14 protein-coding genes are annotated in these 14,981 nt (G+C 70.8%); 6 read left to right on the top strand and 8 right to left on the bottom strand.

Features of this window, described 5'->3' with window-relative positions; translation table 11 throughout:
• Window positions 1-16 precede the first annotated feature (16 nt).
• On the top strand, window positions 17-421 hold the full coding sequence (locus tag OG210_RS01120) for a nuclear transport factor 2 family protein (RefSeq protein WP_328333579.1): 405 nt from the start codon (window positions 17-19) through the stop codon (window positions 419-421).
• Between the two features lie 148 nt (window positions 422-569).
• On the opposite strand, the gene OG210_RS01115 is transcribed toward OG210_RS01120, so the two are convergent.
• Both OG210_RS01115 and OG210_RS01110 read right to left on the bottom strand, forming a co-directional pair.
• A complete protein-coding gene (locus tag OG210_RS01115; protein ID WP_371534798.1) occupies window positions 570-974 on the bottom strand; it encodes a hypothetical protein in 405 nt (134 codons plus the stop codon).
• An 841-nt stretch (window positions 975-1,815) separates the two neighbouring features.
• Entirely contained in the window at window positions 1,816-2,622 is an 807-nt protein-coding gene (locus tag OG210_RS01110; RefSeq protein WP_328333583.1) for a helix-turn-helix transcriptional regulator, read from the bottom strand.
• Between the two features lie 49 nt (window positions 2,623-2,671).
• Here OG210_RS01110 and OG210_RS01105 point away from each other — a divergent pair, with 49 nt between their 5' ends.
• Together OG210_RS01105 and OG210_RS01100 are read left to right on the top strand one after the other, a co-directional pair.
• The gene (locus OG210_RS01105; RefSeq protein WP_328333585.1) at window positions 2,672-2,977 is read left to right on the top strand and encodes a 4a-hydroxytetrahydrobiopterin dehydratase; all 306 of its coding nucleotides are present in this window, start codon (window positions 2,672-2,674) and stop codon (window positions 2,975-2,977) included.
• A 134-nt stretch (window positions 2,978-3,111) separates the two neighbouring features.
• Window positions 3,112-3,975 (top strand): class I SAM-dependent methyltransferase, encoded by an 864-nt coding sequence (locus OG210_RS01100; RefSeq protein ID WP_328333587.1) that lies wholly within the window; start codon window positions 3,112-3,114, stop codon window positions 3,973-3,975.
• Between the two features lie 139 nt (window positions 3,976-4,114).
• On the opposite strand, the gene OG210_RS01095 is transcribed toward OG210_RS01100, so the two are convergent.
• Entirely contained in the window at window positions 4,115-4,951 is an 837-nt protein-coding gene (locus OG210_RS01095) for an aldo/keto reductase (protein ID WP_328333589.1), read from the bottom strand.
• Between the two features lie 339 nt (window positions 4,952-5,290).
• Here OG210_RS01095 and OG210_RS01090 point away from each other — a divergent pair, with 339 nt between their 5' ends.
• Window positions 5,291-6,283, top strand: coding sequence for a chitinase (locus tag OG210_RS01090; RefSeq protein ID WP_328333591.1), 993 nt, complete (start codon window positions 5,291-5,293; stop codon window positions 6,281-6,283).
• A 66-nt stretch (window positions 6,284-6,349) separates the two neighbouring features.
• On the opposite strand, the gene OG210_RS01085 is transcribed toward OG210_RS01090, so the two are convergent.
• Both OG210_RS01085 and OG210_RS01080 read right to left on the bottom strand, forming a co-directional pair.
• Window positions 6,350-8,170, bottom strand: a complete 1,821-nt coding sequence (locus OG210_RS01085) for an AMP-dependent synthetase/ligase (protein ID WP_328333593.1) — start codon at window positions 8,168-8,170, stop codon at window positions 6,350-6,352.
• Between the two features lie 448 nt (window positions 8,171-8,618).
• Complete coding sequence (locus OG210_RS01080) at window positions 8,619-10,127, bottom strand: MFS transporter (protein ID WP_371534794.1); 1,509 nt, start codon at window positions 10,125-10,127, stop codon at window positions 8,619-8,621.
• 154 nt (window positions 10,128-10,281) lie between these two features.
• On the opposite strand from OG210_RS01080, the gene OG210_RS01075 reads away from it, so the two are divergent.
• Window positions 10,282-11,286 carry an Lrp/AsnC family transcriptional regulator gene (locus tag OG210_RS01075; protein WP_328333597.1) on the top strand — a complete coding sequence of 335 codons (1,005 nt, stop codon included), beginning with the start codon at window positions 10,282-10,284 and terminating at the stop codon, window positions 11,284-11,286.
• Window positions 11,287-11,312: 26 nt separating this feature from the next.
• Here OG210_RS01075 and OG210_RS01070 read toward each other — a convergent pair whose 3' ends face one another.
• Window positions 11,313-12,179: a LysR substrate-binding domain-containing protein gene (locus OG210_RS01070; RefSeq protein ID WP_328333599.1), complete on the bottom strand. Its 867-nt coding sequence runs from the start codon at window positions 12,177-12,179 to the stop codon at window positions 11,313-11,315.
• A gap of 118 nt (window positions 12,180-12,297) precedes the next feature.
• On the opposite strand from OG210_RS01070, the gene OG210_RS01065 reads away from it, so the two are divergent.
• Window positions 12,298-13,320 (top strand): bile acid:sodium symporter family protein, encoded by a 1,023-nt coding sequence (locus OG210_RS01065; RefSeq protein ID WP_328333601.1) that lies wholly within the window; start codon window positions 12,298-12,300, stop codon window positions 13,318-13,320.
• Between the two features lie 14 nt (window positions 13,321-13,334).
• Here the strand turns inward: OG210_RS01065 and OG210_RS01060 are convergent, their stop codons facing one another.
• Window positions 13,335-13,982, bottom strand: coding sequence for a hypothetical protein (locus tag OG210_RS01060; RefSeq protein ID WP_328333603.1), 648 nt, complete (start codon window positions 13,980-13,982; stop codon window positions 13,335-13,337).
• 146 nt (window positions 13,983-14,128) lie between these two features.
• A complete protein-coding gene (gene fdhD / locus OG210_RS01055; RefSeq protein ID WP_328333605.1) occupies window positions 14,129-14,968 on the bottom strand; it encodes a formate dehydrogenase accessory sulfurtransferase FdhD in 840 nt (279 codons plus the stop codon).
• Between the last annotated feature and the right edge of the window lie 13 nt (window positions 14,969-14,981).

Below are 14,981 nucleotides of genomic sequence, written 5' to 3'. Positions count from 1 at the left end.
CCGAAAGGAAGAAACGATGACACACGACCAGGATCTTCGCGCAGCAGCAGTGCACTACCTCCGGCAGTGGGAGGCGCGGGACTACACCACGATGCGGTCCCTGTGCACCGACACCGCCACCGTGTGGCACAACGACGGAAGCGGCGACCAGCCGATCGACGAGAACATGGAACTCCTGAAGCAACTGGCCGCCGACGTCGAGAAACTTCGGTACGACATCGTGCGGCAGTTCCAGGACGGTGACGAAGTGCTCCAGCAGCAAGTACTCCACCTGACCATGACCGACGGGTCCCGCAGTGACGTACACGCGGCGATGTACTTCCGGTTCGACGGCGACCTCATCGACCGCATCGAGGAGTACTTCAACGTCGTACCGCTCGACGCGTCCATGCCGTCGTCCGGCTCGTCCGGACAGCGCTGATCGCGGCCGCGAACCAGCGGCGGCCAGACCGGGCCGCCGCTGGTTCGCCTGGTCGGGGCGGCGCCGTCACCGGACACGATCACGCGCCGGCCACTACCTGGGGCAATTGGTGTCCCGGGTGTGCGGGTCACGTTTCACGGCGGGGGTGTCAGGCGAGCGGTTTGCGTTCGGGCCACCACCGCTGGACGGCCTCGGCGGTGGTCGAGGGGCTCACGTTGAAGCAGAGCTTCGCGCCGGGTGCCAGTTCGCGGGTGGTGTCGACCAGGACCTCGAAGAGGTGGGTCAGCGCCGGGTCCAGCCGGACGCCGGCGCCGATCATCGCGATGTCGTAGACCTTCCTGGACAGCGCGGCGCGGTAGACCGCCTCGGCCGTGCCTCCGTGGTCGAGGAGGCAGGCGTCGACGGTGAAGCCGAGTTCCTTGAGCCGGGCCCGCTCGGCGGCCACGCCTGCCCGGACCACTTCGGCGTCGATCTCGGGGAACGCCGCCCGCGACGAGGGCGCGTCGTCGACCAGCGCGGGATCGAGTCCGACGGTGAGCATGGACGGGGACACTGCCGCGGTACCTCCTGCGACTTCGCCTTCCGTTTTCCGTTTTCCGGAACGAGGCTGGCACCGGGGCAGCGACGCGGCCATCCCACACTTCTGGGATACCGTTCGCTGGTGAGTTCCACGGCGGCCCCGGCCGCGGCCGGCGTGAGCCCGGCCAGGACGGTGCCGTAGTGGCGGCCCTTGCGGGTGACGTACTCGTCGACGCCGACCACTCGCGGTGAACCCGAGGCCGTTCCGGCCGCGGACCCATCCGCGTCACCTTGGTCACGAGGACACCGGTTCGCCGACCGGACCCGGGCCCGGCACGCTGCCGTCCACGCCCTGCTGAAGGCGGGACACGGCCGCCGCTCGATCCAGCGGCAGCTCGGGATGTCCTGGCGTACCGTCAAGCGTCCTGCTTGCGTGACAGGCCTCGCGACCTCCCACTGTTGGGGCACGGCCTATACCGGCTCCTCGTACACGTCAATCTCGGAGGGCGCGCGTTCCAGCAGTAGTTCGAGATGCCCCTCCACGGTGGCGAACCACTGGTCGAGGTCCGCATCGGTGTCGTGAAAGAACCACGAGTCAAAGCGCCCCAGGGCGTCCAGGGCGGGTTCGGGCTCGTAGCGCAGCTCGCAGTGGACCTGTGCGTAGCACCCTAACGTCGTGGGGCAGGATCAAACCCGGCCCTGGTCACCGAGGCGTCCGCCTTGCCGCCTTGCAACTCTCGGTCACAGCTGCACGGAAGCTGTGCCAGAACCCAGCCCGCCTCAGCCACTACCGACGACGATCTATCGACGAACCCGCTGGATAGATCACGAAACCGCACTGGAGTACTGGAACCGCCTGGAACCCCCTGGAACCCTCAGGCTGCCAGTGACCGCAGATAGGCGACCGTCGCGGGATCGGCCGGGAGGAACGTCTCGATCGCCAGCTCGGCCACCGTCACGTCCATCGGTGTGTTGAAGGTGGAGATGGACGAAAGGAAAGAAAGCACCCGCCCGTCGTGTTCGATCTCCAGCGGCAGCGCGAAGCGCGGAGCGGACCCCGGAGGCCGCTCCGGCTGCCCCTCCGCCGACGCGGGAAGCGGATAGGCGGCCACCTCCTCGTACAGCTCACGCAGTGAATCGGAACGGACCAGCGCCATCTGGCGCTCCATCTGGTGCAGCAGATGCCCCCGCCACTCCCGCAGATTGCGGATACGGGGCGCCAGCCCGGAAGGGTGCAGCGTGAGCCGCATCGCGTTCAGCGGGGGCGCGAGCAGCGCGTCGGGCACCCCCTCCAGCAGCATCGCGATTCCACGGTTGGCGGCGACGACGTCGTACCGCCCGTCGACCACCACCGCCGGATACGGCTCGTATCCGCGCAGAAGCTGGTTGATCCCCTCGTGCAGCGCACCCATCGAAGGGTCGTCGAGCAGGGTCTCCGGGTACCCCGGCGCATAGCCGGCCGACAGCAGCAGGGCGTTGCGCTCACGGACGGGTACGTCCAGGTGTTCGGCGAGGCGTAGCACCATCTCCTTGCTGGGGCGCGCGCGGCCCGTCTCGATGAAGCTGATGTGGCGGGCCGACGAGTCGGCCCGCAGGGCCAGCTCCAGCTGGCTGACCCGGCGCTGCCTGCGCCAGTCGCGCAGCAGTGGCCCCACTCCGGTGTCGAGAGCGACAGTTGTCATACCCAGACCGTAACGTCGTGCCGACAGTCTCCCGGAAGGAGTCCCGCACATGCCCGCAGAACCGCTGACGCGGAAAGAGACCGAGGACCGGCTGCGCGAGCTGCCCGGCTGGTCCCTGGACGGTGACCGGATCGCCCGTTCCTACCAGCTTCCCGGACACTTCGCCGCCACCGCGATGGTCGTCCACATCGCACAGATCCAGGAGGAGCTGGGCCACCACTCCGATCTGACCCTCGGGTACAACACCGTGGCGCTGAACGTGCACACGCATGACGCGGGCGGCGCGATCACCGCCAAGGACTTCGAACTGGCCCAGCGGGTCGAGGAGGCCGCTCCCGGGCACGGCGCCGGCTGAGGACGCGTCCCGCTGAGGATGCGTTCCCTGAGGGCGGGTCCGCAGCTGCCCGCGTTCCGTCGCGCAGCGTGACGCATTTGCCGCAACGGCAACGAAGCCCCCGCAATCGGGGCGGGACAGGGCACCCTGGCCGCATGACTCACCACCACGACACCACCGAAATCGACTGGGACGTCATGGCCCCGCTCCTGGAGCGGGGCGCCGAGTTGCACCGGCCCGCCCACCAGCAAGCGGCGGCCTGGATCACCGAACGGATTCCCGTGGCCGGCGTCCGCCGGATCCTCGACATCGGCAGCGGCCCAGGAGTCGTCACCTGCCTGCTCGCCGAGGCATTTCCGTACGCGGAAGTGGTCGCGGTCGACGCCTCACCCGCTCTGCTCGACCGCGCCAGGCAGCGGGCCGGAAGCACCGGACTGGGTGACCGCGTTCGTACCCACTGCACCGAACTGCCCCAGGGGCTGGGCGAGTTGGGTGACGCCGATCTGATCTGGGCGGGCAGCTCCCTGCACCACATCGGCGACCAGCGCGCCGCACTTGAGGGCTTCGCCGGGCTGCTGCGCTCCGGTGGTCTCCTCGCGTTGGTCGAGGGCGGCCTCACCGCACGCCATCTGCCGCGTGACACCGGTATCGGCAGCCCGGACCTGGAGGCGCGGCTGGACGAGGCCGGGGCCGAGTGGTTCAACGAGATGCGGGCGAAGCTGCCCGGCGCCAAGCGCGAGGTCGAGGACTGGCGCGCGCTGCTGGCCGCGGTGGGGCTCGCGCCGAGCGGCACCCGGTCGTTCCTGCTCGACCTCCCCGCACCGCTGCCGCACGCCGTACGCGAGCAGCTCGTCGCGCACTTCACCCGGCTGCGGGAGATCTTCGCGGACCGGCTGGCGGCGGACGACGCGGCCACCCTCGATCTGCTGCTGACCCCCGAGGACCCGCGCGGGCTGCTGCTGCGCGACGACACGTTTCTGCTGACGGCCCGCACGGTGTACACCGCACGCCGGGGCTGACGCACCGGCAGGCCGGCCCCGCCGACGGCGGGACACCGGCTACGCACACGGCGGGACACCGGCCACGCACACGACGGCGCCGCCCGGAACGAACCGGGCGGCGCCGCCGCCGTACGGGCTGATCGCGCCGGTGCGGGGATCAGACGCCGAGGGCCATGGTGGCCGGGTCGGCGCCCAGCCGCTTGCCCTCGTCGAGTGCCGCGATGGCCGCCAGGTCGTCGGTGTCCAGCTCGAAGCCGAAGACGTCGATGTTCTCCTTGATCCGCGACGGCGTCACGGACTTGGGGATGACCACGTTGCCGGTCTGCAGATGCCAGCGCAGCACCACCTGGGCGGCGCTGCGGCCGTGCTTCTGCGCGATGGCGACGATGGTCGGGACCTCCAGCAGCCCCTTGCCCTGGCCGAGCGGGGACCAGGCCTCCGTGTGGATGCCGTGCTCCGTGTGGAAGGCGCGGGACCCGGCCTGCTGCAGGTGCGGGTGGAGCTCGATCTGGTTGAGGGCCGGGACCACCGAGGTCTCGCCCAGCAGCCGCTCCAGGTGCTCCGGAAGGAAGTTGGAGACACCGATGGCCTTCGCACGGCCGTCGGCGTGGATCTTCTCGAAGGCCTTGTACGTGTCCACGTAGGCGTCCTTGGAGGGGACCGGCCAGTGGATCAGGTACAGGTCGACGTAGTCGAGGCCGAGCTTGGACAGCGAGGTGTCGAAGGCGCGCAGGGTCGAGTCGTACCCCTGCTCGGAATTCCACAGCTTCGTGGTGACGAAGAGTTCGTCGCGGGCGATTCCCGATGCGGCGAGCGCCTTCCCTGTGCCCTCCTCGTTGCCGTAGATCGCAGCGGTGTCGATGCTGCGGTAGCCGGCCTCCAGCGCGGTGCCGACGGCCTTCGTGGCCTCGTCGTCGGCGACCTGCCAGACCCCGAAGCCGAGCTGCGGCATCCGGGAGCCGTTGTTGAGGGTGATGAAGGGGACCTTGCTCACGAGCGGTTGACTCCTCTTGGTGCGCGATGGCGAGTACGTCATCGGGTTGATACCTCAATGGTCAACGATCACACGGCGCGGCCCATTCCCGCCTCCCTCGCCCGGAAGGAACCCGGCGTCCGGAACGAACCTGGGGTCGGGAGGGAACCCGGCGTCGGGAAGGAGCCCGGCGTGCACAGGCGCCGCCGCCCCGCTCCGGGCTGCCCTGTCGGCTCGAACTCCCTTGCGGGCAGTTCGAGTTGATCCTGTGCGTCCTCTTGACAACCGGTGTTCCTGGCGCTGATATGCGGTGTCGGTCAGGAAAGTTTCCTAACACTTCTCCGAGAGGACCACCCCCACATGCGCAGAGTCACGGCGGTACCCGCAGCGGCCCTCGGCCTGGTCTCCCTCGTCGCGCTCGCCCCTGCGGCCAGCGCAGCGCGGTCCACCGCCCCGGCGGCGGCTCCCGGCGCCATGGCGGTTGCCCCGTACGAATACCTCGGCTGGGGCAGCCCGCAGAAGCCGGCCGATGTGATGGCGGCGACCGGCGTGAAGTGGTTCACCCTGGCCTTCGTCCTCTCCGACGGCGGCTGCAACCCGAAGTGGGACGGTGACCGGGCGCTCAAGGGAGGCTCCGACGAGGCCGCCATCAAGGCGATCCGGGCGAAGGGCGGCGATGTCGTCGTCTCGGTCGGCGGCTGGAGCGGCAACAAGCTCGGCGAGAAGTGCTCCAGCGCCTCGGCCCTGGCGGGTGCCTACCAGAAGGTGATCGACGCGTACGGCCTCAAGGCGCTCGATATCGACATCGAGGACACCGAGTTCACGAACAGCACGGTCCGCCAGCGCGTCGTGGACGCACTGAAGATCGTCAAGTCGAAGAACGCGGGCATCGTGACGTACGTGACGATGGGCACCACCCCGAGCGGTCCCGACTCCACCGGCAAGGACCTCATCAAGAAGGGCGCGGCGGCCGGACTCGCCAACGACGCCTGGGTGATCATGCCGTTCGACTTCGGTGGCCACAGTGGCTCGATGGGCCAGGTGACGGTCGGGGCCATGGACGGTCTCACGGCGGCGGTCAAGAGCGCGTACGGCTACGACGACGCCACCGCGTACCGGCACATCGGTGTCTCGTCGATGAACGGGAAGACCGACGAATCCGACGAGACCGTCACCACCGGGGACTTCAACACGATCCTCGGCTACGCGCAGCAGCACCACATCGCGCGGTTCTCCTTCTGGGCGGTCAACCGGGACCGCCAGTGCGGGTCCGGGGGCGACGGGGACTCGTGCAGCGGGATCACGCAGTCGCCGTACGCCTTCACCAAGATCGCCGTCAAGTACACGGGCTGACAGCGGGGGGATGAGGGCGGGGCGGCGGACGGCGGGGGTTCTGCCCCCGCAGTCCGCCGCCCGGTCTCAGCGGTAGAGCGCCTCGACCTCTTCGCTGTACGCCGTCTCGATCGCCTTGCGCTTGAGTTTCAGCGACGGCGTGAGCAGGCCGTGTTCCTCGGAGAACTGATGGGCGAGGATCCGGAACGTCCTGATCGACTCGGCCTGCGAGACCAGGGTGTTCGCCGCCACCACCGACCGCCGGACCTCGGTCTCCAGATCCGGATCACGCACCAGGGCGGCCGGGGTCATCGGCGGTTTGCCGTGCAGGGAGAGCCAGTGGGCGACGGCCTCCTGGTCGAGCGTGACGAGCGCGGCGATGTACGGCCGGTCGTTGCCCACGACGAGGCACTGCGCGATCAGAGGATGGCCCCGTACGCGCTCCTCAAGGCCGGCCGGCGACACGCTCTTGCCGCCGGAGGTCACCAGGATCTCCTTCTTGCGGCCGGTGATCGTGAGATAACCGTCGTCGTCCAGCGAGCCGAGGTCGCCGGTGGAGAGCCAGCCGTCGTGGAGTACGGCGTCGGTTGCCTTGGGGGAGTTGAGGTACCCGGCGAACACGTTCCGGCCGCGCACCCAGACCTCGCCGTCGTCGGCGATGTACACGGTGGAGCCGGGGATCGGCTGGCCGACCGTGCCGTAGCGGGTGCGCTCCGGCGGGTTGGCGGCGGCCGCCGCCGACGACTCGGTGAGCCCGTACCCCTCGTAGATCGAGACACCGGCACCTTCGTAGAACAGACCGAGCCGCCGGTCCATCCCCGAGCCGCCGGACATCGCGTGCCGCACCCGGCCGCCCATCGCCGCGCGCACCTTCGCGTAGACGACCTTCTCGAAGAACTGATGCTGCATCCGCAGGCTCGCCGAGGGGCCGGGGCCAAGACCGAACGCCTTGTGCTCCAAGGCCTCCGCGTAGCGCACCGCCACCTCGACGGCCTTGTCGAAGGGCCCCGCCTTCCCGTCGGTCTCGGCCTTGCGGCGCGCGGCGTTGAAGACCTTCTCGAAGATGTAGGGCACGGCGAGGATGAACGTCGGCCGGAAGGCGGCGAGATCGGGCAGCAGCGCACGGGCCGCCAGTTCGGGCTGGTGGCCCAGCTTGACCCGGCCGCGTACGGCGGCGACCTCGACCATCCTGCCGAAGACGTGGGCGAGCGGCAGGAAGAGCAGGGTGGACGAGGTCTCGCCGCGCTTGGAGCGGAACACCGGCTCCCAGCGGGCGACCATGGTGTCCGCCTCGTACATCAGATTGGCGTGGGTGATCACGCAGCCCTTGGGGCGGCCCGTGGTGCCCGAGGTGTAGATGACGGTGGCCACGGACTCCGGGGTCACGGCCCGCCGGTGGCGGTGCACCACCTCGTCATCGAGGCCGACGCCGGCTGCGAGGAGTTCGTCCAGCGCGCCCGCGTCCAGCTGCCAGAGCCTGCGCAGAGCGGGCAGCCGGTCGATCACCGAGCCGATGGTCATGGCGTGGTCCTCGTGCTCGACCATGCACGCGCTGACCTCGGAGTCGTACAGCATCCAGAAGACCTGCTCGGCGGACGAGGTCGGGTACACGGGCACCGGCTGGGCGCCCAAGGACCAGAGGGCGAAGTCGAAGAGCGTCCACTCGTAGCGGGTCCGGCACATGATCGCGACACGGTCGCCGAACCGCACTCCGTCGGCGAGCAGTCCCTTGGCGAGCGCGAGCACCTGGTCGCGGAACTCGCCGGACGTCATGTCGTACCAGTGCCCGTTCTCCTTCCGGCCGAGGGCAGACCGGTGGGGATCGTCGTCGGCGTGCTCGAACACGACGTCCGCCAGTCCGCCGACCTGGGGCGCCGTCACTATGGGTGGGACAGTGAACTCGCGCAAAATGACCTGCTCCTATGTGACGCTCCGCACAGCGCCGTGACGCTACCCCAACGCGAGATCCGGCGGGAGAGGGGTCCGGTGACCGGAATGTGGGGATATCGCGAGGCTCCGCAGGGGCCCGGCGGGTGAAATGTGCCCACTTGGGAAAGCGTTGGGCACGTTCCTGACCGAACGGTAAGTTCCGCGAGGTGGAATCTCCACCGAATCTGTACGGAGAAGGCACGGAGGCCGCTCAACCGCTGTGACCTGCGGTGGGCGTGTGGAGCGGACGTTCCGTCGGCGGCAGCCACCCGTGACGTCCCTGTGATCCCTCTGTGATCGCGGGGGTGTCACAGGGGGCGGGATGAAAACACGGAGGGTGCCCGGACGACTCGTCCGGGCACCCTCCGTGATTGCGTGCGCTGCCTCCGGCCGCTGTTTCCGGCCGTGCCGGATCAGCGGAGCGTGGTCACCGCACCGCGGCGACCTCCGGCTCCTCGACGCGTACCGGCGCGGGCGCGGCGGGCGCGGCGGGCGCGGGCCGCAGGAAGGCCAGCACGGCGATTCCGGCCACCAGGCCCAGGATGCCCGCGATGAGCGCGGCGCCGTTGAGCCCCGATGCGAAGGCGCCGTGCAGCGTCGCGTCCGGGATCCGGGAGCGCAGCGCGGACGCCCCGCCGCCCGCCAGGACATGGGCGGCGGTGTGCGCCGGTGCGGAGGGGCCGGGCAGCGCCCCCTCCATCCGCGAGGTGAGCACGGTGCCGAACACCGCGACGCCCAGCGCGAACCCGAGCTGGCGGAAGGTGTTGACCGCGCCGCCCGCCATGCCCGCGTTGCGCGGCGGTACGGAGGCGAGCGCCGCGCCCGCCAGCGCGGGCGACACCAGTCCGACCCCGATCCCGGCCAGCACCAGCCCGGCCGACAGACCGGTCCAGTCCGACCCCGCGTCCAGCGTCGCCTGGGCCAGCGCCCCCGCGCCGATGAGGACCAGCCCACCGCCGATCACCAGCCTGGGCGACCTGCCGTGCAGCAGCCGGCCACCGGCCGCCGCCACCACGAACGAGGCCACGGCCAGCGGCAGTACGGCGAGCCCCGCCCGAATCGGGCTCATCCCGAGCAGCGTCTGGAGCCAGATCGAGGTGTAGGGCAGCACGCCGAAGGCGGCGGCGTTGAAGGCCAGCGCGCCCACCATCACCACGGCGAACGACGGCCGGCGCAGCAGCCCCAGATCGAGCAGCGGATGGGCGGCACGCCGTTCGACCACCACGAACGCGGCCAGCGCCACCACGGCGACGGCCACGGCGGCCCCGGTACGTCCTGAGGTCCAGCCCACGGTGTCCGCGCGCACCACGGCGAACGTCAGGGCTCCGGCGAACACCGCGAAGGCCGCGGTGCCGGCCCAGTCGACCCTGCGGTCGGTCTGCCGCTGCGACTCGGTGACCGTACGCAGCGTGATCCAGATGGCTGCCGCGCTCACCGGCAGATTGACGAAGAAGATCCACCGCCAGTCCAGCGACTGCGTCAGCACCCCGCCGAGCACCGGGCCGATGGCCGCGGCGGCGCCGCTCACCGCACCCCACACCCCGAGCGCGACGCCACGGTCCCGCCCCTGGTAGGCGGCGCCGAGCAGCGAGAGGGTCGTCGCGAACATGGCGGCGCCGCCCACCCCCTGCAGCCCGCGCATCGCGATGAGCATCGCCGGACTCGTCGAGAGCCCGCACGCCAGCGAGGCCAGCGCGAACAGTGCGGTGCCCGCCGCGTACAGCCTGCGCCGCCCGGTGACATCGGCCGCCGCCCCCGCACCCAGCAGCAGCGCGGCGAGCGCGAGCGCGTAGATGTCGATCACCCACTGGAGATCCGAGAGTGACGCGTGCAGCGAACCCGCCATGTCGGGCAGCGCCACGATCACGATCGTCACATCGAGCAGCAGCATGAAGGTGCCCAGACAGACCGCTATGAGCGGCCCCCACTTACGCATATCGTTTCCCCGTGTTTCCGTGTTCCGTTGTTCCGTGTTCCGCGGCGGCTGTCCGTACTGCCTCCGGCCACCCGTACGATCGGTGGTCGACGGCAGGATGTGTTAACCACGGCCGGAAAATCCGCCGGAACCCGACACCAGGAGGCGAGATCCGGTGGAATCGCACGACTTCGACGAGCTCGACCTCCGGCTGCTGCACGGACTCGAAGTCAACGCGCGTGCCTCCTTCAGCCGGCTCGCGGCCGTACTCGGCGTCTCCGACCAGACGGTCGCCCGCCGGTACCGCAGGCTGTACACCGAAGGCGGGTTGCGGGTGATCGGGGTCCGTGACGTGGCGAGCCTCGGTCAGGACACCTGGATGCTCCGGCTGCGCTGTGCGCCCGACGCCGCCGACTCGATCGCCAGGGCGCTCGCCCGCCGCCCCGACACCGCCTGGATCGGACTCACGTCGGGCGGTACGGAAGTGGTCGGCCAGACCAGCGCGCGCACCCGCGGCGAACACGAGGAGCTGCTGCTCGGCAAGCTGCCGCGCACCCCGAGCATCACCGAGATCAGGGCCCACCAGCTGCTGCACCGCTTCTACGGCGGTCCCGCCGGCTGGCTCGGCAAGAGCCGCGTCCTGACCGAGGCGCAGGTGGCGGCGCTCCGTCCGTCCTGGGCCGGGCGGACGGAGGGCACCGGTATCAAGGACTCCGGCATCACCGCGGATGACGAGCCACTGGTCGCCGCGCTCGAACGCGACGGCCGCGCCACCTTCGCCGAACTCCGGAAAGCGACGGGCCGTTCGGAATCGGCGGTGCGCCGCAGGCTCGACCAGCTGCTCGGCTCCGGCACTCTCTTCGTCGATGTGCAGTTCGACTCCGAGCAGTTCGGGTACGGCGTCGCGGCCCTGCTGTGGATCACCGCGGCCCCTTCGGCCCTGGATTCCGTCGGGCGGGCGCTGGCGACCCACCGGGAAGTGGCCACCGCGAGCGCCGTCTCGGGGCCGTGCAATCTGTTCGCGGTGGTGGTCTGCCGCGACACCCCTGAGCTGTACGCGTATGTGAGCGCACGCCTCGGCCGGCTGGAAGGGGTCCAGCACGTGGAGTGCACCCCGATGCTGCGCCGGGTCAAGCAGCTCAAGTACGAGGAGCGGCTCACCGGCCGCACGGTCTCCTAGGGCGTTTGCGTTGGGACCAGGCCGCCCTAGGCCTGGTGGTGCAGCCGGTCGGCGCCCGTCAGGATCGCCGATGCCAGTGCGTCGGCGGCCTCCTGGGTGCTGCCGCCCGCACGGCCGTGCAGCAGGACGAACTCCACGCCCCCGAGGTCGGGCAGCCCGGCCCGGGCCGGGATCTGGGTGAGCCCGGGCGGGATCAGGCCGCGGGTGTGCGCCATGATGCCGAGGCCCGCGCGGGCCGCCGCGATCAGTCCGCTGAGGCTGGTGCTCGTACAGGCGATGCGCCAGGCACGGCCGTCCTCCTCCAGTACCTCCAGCGCACGGGCGCGGGTGATGCCGGGCGGCGGGAAGAGGATCAGCGGGAGCGGCCGGTCGGGGTCGATGCGCAGCCTGGGGGCGCCGATCCAGGTGAGGGTGGAGCGCCAGACCAGCTCGCCGTGGCTGTGCCCGTCGCGCCGCTTGGCGAGCACCAGATCGAGCGCGCCTGCCGCCAGCTGCTCGTGCAGGATGCCGGAGAGGCCGACGGTGAGCTCCAGATCCACCTCCGGGTGGTTGGTGCGGAACGACTCCAGGATCTCCGGCAGCCGGGTCAGCACGAAGTCCTCCGACGCGCCGAACCGCAGCCTGCCGCGCGGCCGGGTGCCCGCGAAGAACGCCGCCGCCCGCTCGTGCCCCTGGAGGATCGTCCGGGCGAAGCCGAGCATCGCCTCGCCGTCCTCGGTCAGCTCCACGCTGTGCGTGTCACGGGTGAAGAGCGTCCGGCCCGTCGCGTCCTCCAGCCGGCGGACGTGCTGGCTCACCGTCGACTGGCGCAGCCCGAGGCGGTGGGCGGCCTGGGTGAAGCTCAGGGTCTGCGACACGGTCAGGAAGGTGCGCAGCTGCGCGGGGTCGTACATGAGGCGAGGTTATCGCGCATCGTGATCTCAGTCAGAGTGGTATGCAGGATTCCCGATCATGGAGAGGGCGTGGACGATGGGGAGGGCAACCTCCGACCCCCGAGAGCAAGTGGAGAACATGAGCCGCCGCAAGATGCAGTTCCCGTCCTGGCTGCCGATCGATCCGTACATCCTGGCTCTGATCGGCACCGTCGCGGTGGCGGCGCTGCTGCCGGCCCGTGGCACGGCGGCCGATGTGGCCGGGGGAGCGTCGACCGGAGCGGTGGCCCTCCTCTTCTTCCTTTACGGCGCCCGGCTCTCCACCGCCGAGGCGGTCGAGGGGCTGAAGCACTGGCGGCTCCATCTCACGGTCCTGGCCTGCACCTTCGTAGCGTTCCCGCTGCTCGGTCTCGCGGCGAAGGGGCTCGTGCCGTTCGTGCTGACGCCGCAGCTCTACAACGGGCTGCTCTTCCTCTGCCTGGTGCCGTCGACCATCCAGTCGTCGATCGCCTTCACCTCGATCGCCCGCGGCAATGTGCCCGCGGCGATCTGCGCCGGCTCCTTCTCCTCGCTCGCCGGCATCGTGGTGACCCCGGTGCTCGCGGCGCTGGTCCTGGGCAACAGCGGCGGCGGTTTCTCCACGGACTCCCTGCTGAAGATCGTGCTCCAGCTGCTGGTGCCCTTCGTGGCGGGGCAGTTGCTGCGCCGCTGGGTGGGCGGCTTCCTGGTACGGCACAAGAAGGTCCTCGGCTATGTCGACCGGGGCTCGATCCTGCTGGTCGTCTACGCCGCGTTCAGCGAGGGCATGGTGCGCGGTGTCTGGCACCAGGTGAGCTTCGTCCGGCTGCTGGGGCTGCTCGCGGCCGAGGCGGTGCTGCTCGCCCTCATGCTCGCCCTGAGCTGGTACGGGGCCAAGCGGCTCGGCTTCGCCCGCGGTGACCGGATCGCCATCCAGTTCGCCGGGTCGAAGAAGAGCCTGGCGGCCGGACTGCCCATGGCGAGTGTGCTGTTCGGCGCGCAGGCCTCGCTGGCGGTGCTGCCGCTGATGCTCTTCCACCAGATGCAGCTGATGGTCTGCGCGGTGATCGCCAAGCGCCGCTCGCGCGACCCGCTGCCCGAAGAGGTGGAGCAGGCCGCATCCGCCGAGGCCGCCATGACATGAGTCCGGCGGTCAGGTCAGACGCGTCGCGGTGAGGCCAGCAGATAGGCCGTGCCCACGCGCCGGTCCGTATGCGCCGAGGTCTGCCAGCCCGCACGCTCCAGCGTTTCCGCGTACGCCCGGGAGCCCGGACCGTCCACCCGGACCGCCTGGGGCTGCGCCGACTCGCTCACCAGATAGCCGCGGCAGCAGCCCGCCTCCAGCGCGAGGGCCGCGGCCTGCGTCAGATGCGTACGCTCCCAGTCGCACGGCCGCTCCACGGAGCGGTCGGGGTTGGTGACCCGGCGCATCTCGACCAGGCCGGCCCAGGCGCTGCGCACCTCACGTTCCCGTACGGGGTCCGGGTCCGCTGCCGCGGTCTCGGCGCTTCCGGTGGCGGTACGGGCGTGGAACACGCCGGGCGGCTCCCCGGCCCCGGATTCCGGCACGGGTGCGGGGCCCGGCTCCGGCGGCGGGACCAGCCTGACCGGCTCGGCGGCCAGCCGCTCCCGCATCCGCTGTCCGGCCGGCGTCAGATAGTGCCGGTGCGGGGGGCGTGGGTGGCGCAGTGCCAGCCCCTGGGTGACCAGCGAGGCCAGGGCCGCCGATGGGCCCCGGAGCAGTCCGGACTCGGCGTCGGCGGTGCGGATCGCCCGGCGCTGGGCTGCGGACGGCTGGCGGGTCATGTTCCTGACCGTACTGCCGCCGGACGGCACAGCGACAGCGGTTGCCGGCTCCCTTCGGGGCGTGGACGCGAACGGCGGGCCCGGGGCCGGCCGGCGCAGGGGGCGCTCCCCGCCGGCCGGTCCGCCGACCCGTGCCGCGGGGCGTGTCAGACCCCGGAGTGCAGGGCGACCCGCTCGTCGCCCGCGTACACGTTCATGGAGGAGCCGCGGAGGAAACCGACCAGGGTCAGGCCGGACTCGGCAGCCAGGTCGACGGCCAGCGAGGACGGGGCGGACACGGCGGCGAGGACCGGGATCCCCGCCATCACCGCTTTCTGGGCCAGTTCGAAGGAGGCGCGGCCGGAGACCAGGAGAACGACCTGGGAGAGCGGGAGCAGGCCGCTCTGCAGGGCCAGGCCGATCAGTTTGTCCACCGCGTTGTGGCGGCCCACGTCCTCGCGTATGTCCAGCAGTTCGCCCTCCGGCGTGAAGAGCGCGGCCGCGTGCAGACCCCCGGTCCGGTCGAACACCTGCTGCGCCGCCCGCAGCCGGTCGGGGAGAACGGCGAGCACTTCGGGGTCCACCCGGACCGGGGGAGTGTCGGCGATCGGGAAGCGCGCGGTGGTCCGGACCGCGTCCAGGCTGGCTTTGCCGCAGAGCCCGCACGACGAGGTGGTGTACACGTTGCGTTCCAGCGTGATGTCGGGAAGCTCGACGCCCGGCGCCAGCCTGACGTCCACCACGTTGTAGGTGTTCGAGCCGTCGGCGGTGGCCCCCGCGCAGTACACGATCGACTGGAGCTCGTCCGCCGAACCGAGCACGCCCTCGCTGACCAGGAAGCCGGCGGCCAGGGCGAAGTCGTCGCCCGGGGTGCGCATGGTGATGGCGAGGGCCTTGCCGTTCAGCCGGATCTCCAGTGGTTCCTCGGCCACCAGGGTGTCGGGGCGGGTCGTCACCGCTCCGTCCCGGATACGGATGGTGCGGCGGCGTTCGGTGACCCGGCCCATGGGAATCAGTCCT

The sequence above is a fragment of the Streptomyces sp. NBC_00466 genome (genome assembly GCF_041433995.1).
GTDB lineage: Bacteria > Actinomycetota > Actinomycetes > Streptomycetales > Streptomycetaceae > Streptomyces.
The sequence above is the reverse complement of the archived record's forward strand: the minus strand, read 5'-3'. Positions and strand labels throughout refer to the sequence as shown.

Bases quoted from the DNA above. Each gene is read 5' to 3' on its own strand.
- OG210_RS01080 (WP_371534794.1), bottom strand. From the start codon at position 10,127: ATGCGTAAGTGGGGGCCGCTCATAGCGGTCTGTCTGGGCACCTTCATG.
- fdhD (WP_328333605.1), bottom strand. From the start codon at position 14,968: ATGGGCCGGGTCACCGAACGCCGCCGCACCATCCGTATCCGGGACGGA.
- OG210_RS01100 (WP_328333587.1), top strand. From the start codon at position 3,112: ATGACTCACCACCACGACACCACCGAAATCGACTGGGACGTCATGGCC.
- OG210_RS01090 (WP_328333591.1), top strand. From the start codon at position 5,291: ATGCGCAGAGTCACGGCGGTACCCGCAGCGGCCCTCGGCCTGGTCTCC.
- OG210_RS01070 (WP_328333599.1), bottom strand. From the start codon at position 12,179: ATGTACGACCCCGCGCAGCTGCGCACCTTCCTGACCGTGTCGCAGACC.
- OG210_RS01120 (WP_328333579.1), top strand. From the start codon at position 17: ATGACACACGACCAGGATCTTCGCGCAGCAGCAGTGCACTACCTCCGG.
- OG210_RS01060 (WP_328333603.1), bottom strand. From the start codon at position 13,982: ATGACCCGCCAGCCGTCCGCAGCCCAGCGCCGGGCGATCCGCACCGCC.
- OG210_RS01065 (WP_328333601.1), top strand. From the start codon at position 12,298: ATGAGCCGCCGCAAGATGCAGTTCCCGTCCTGGCTGCCGATCGATCCG.
- OG210_RS01105 (WP_328333585.1), top strand. From the start codon at position 2,672: ATGCCCGCAGAACCGCTGACGCGGAAAGAGACCGAGGACCGGCTGCGC.
- OG210_RS01110 (WP_328333583.1), bottom strand. From the start codon at position 2,622: ATGACAACTGTCGCTCTCGACACCGGAGTGGGGCCACTGCTGCGCGAC.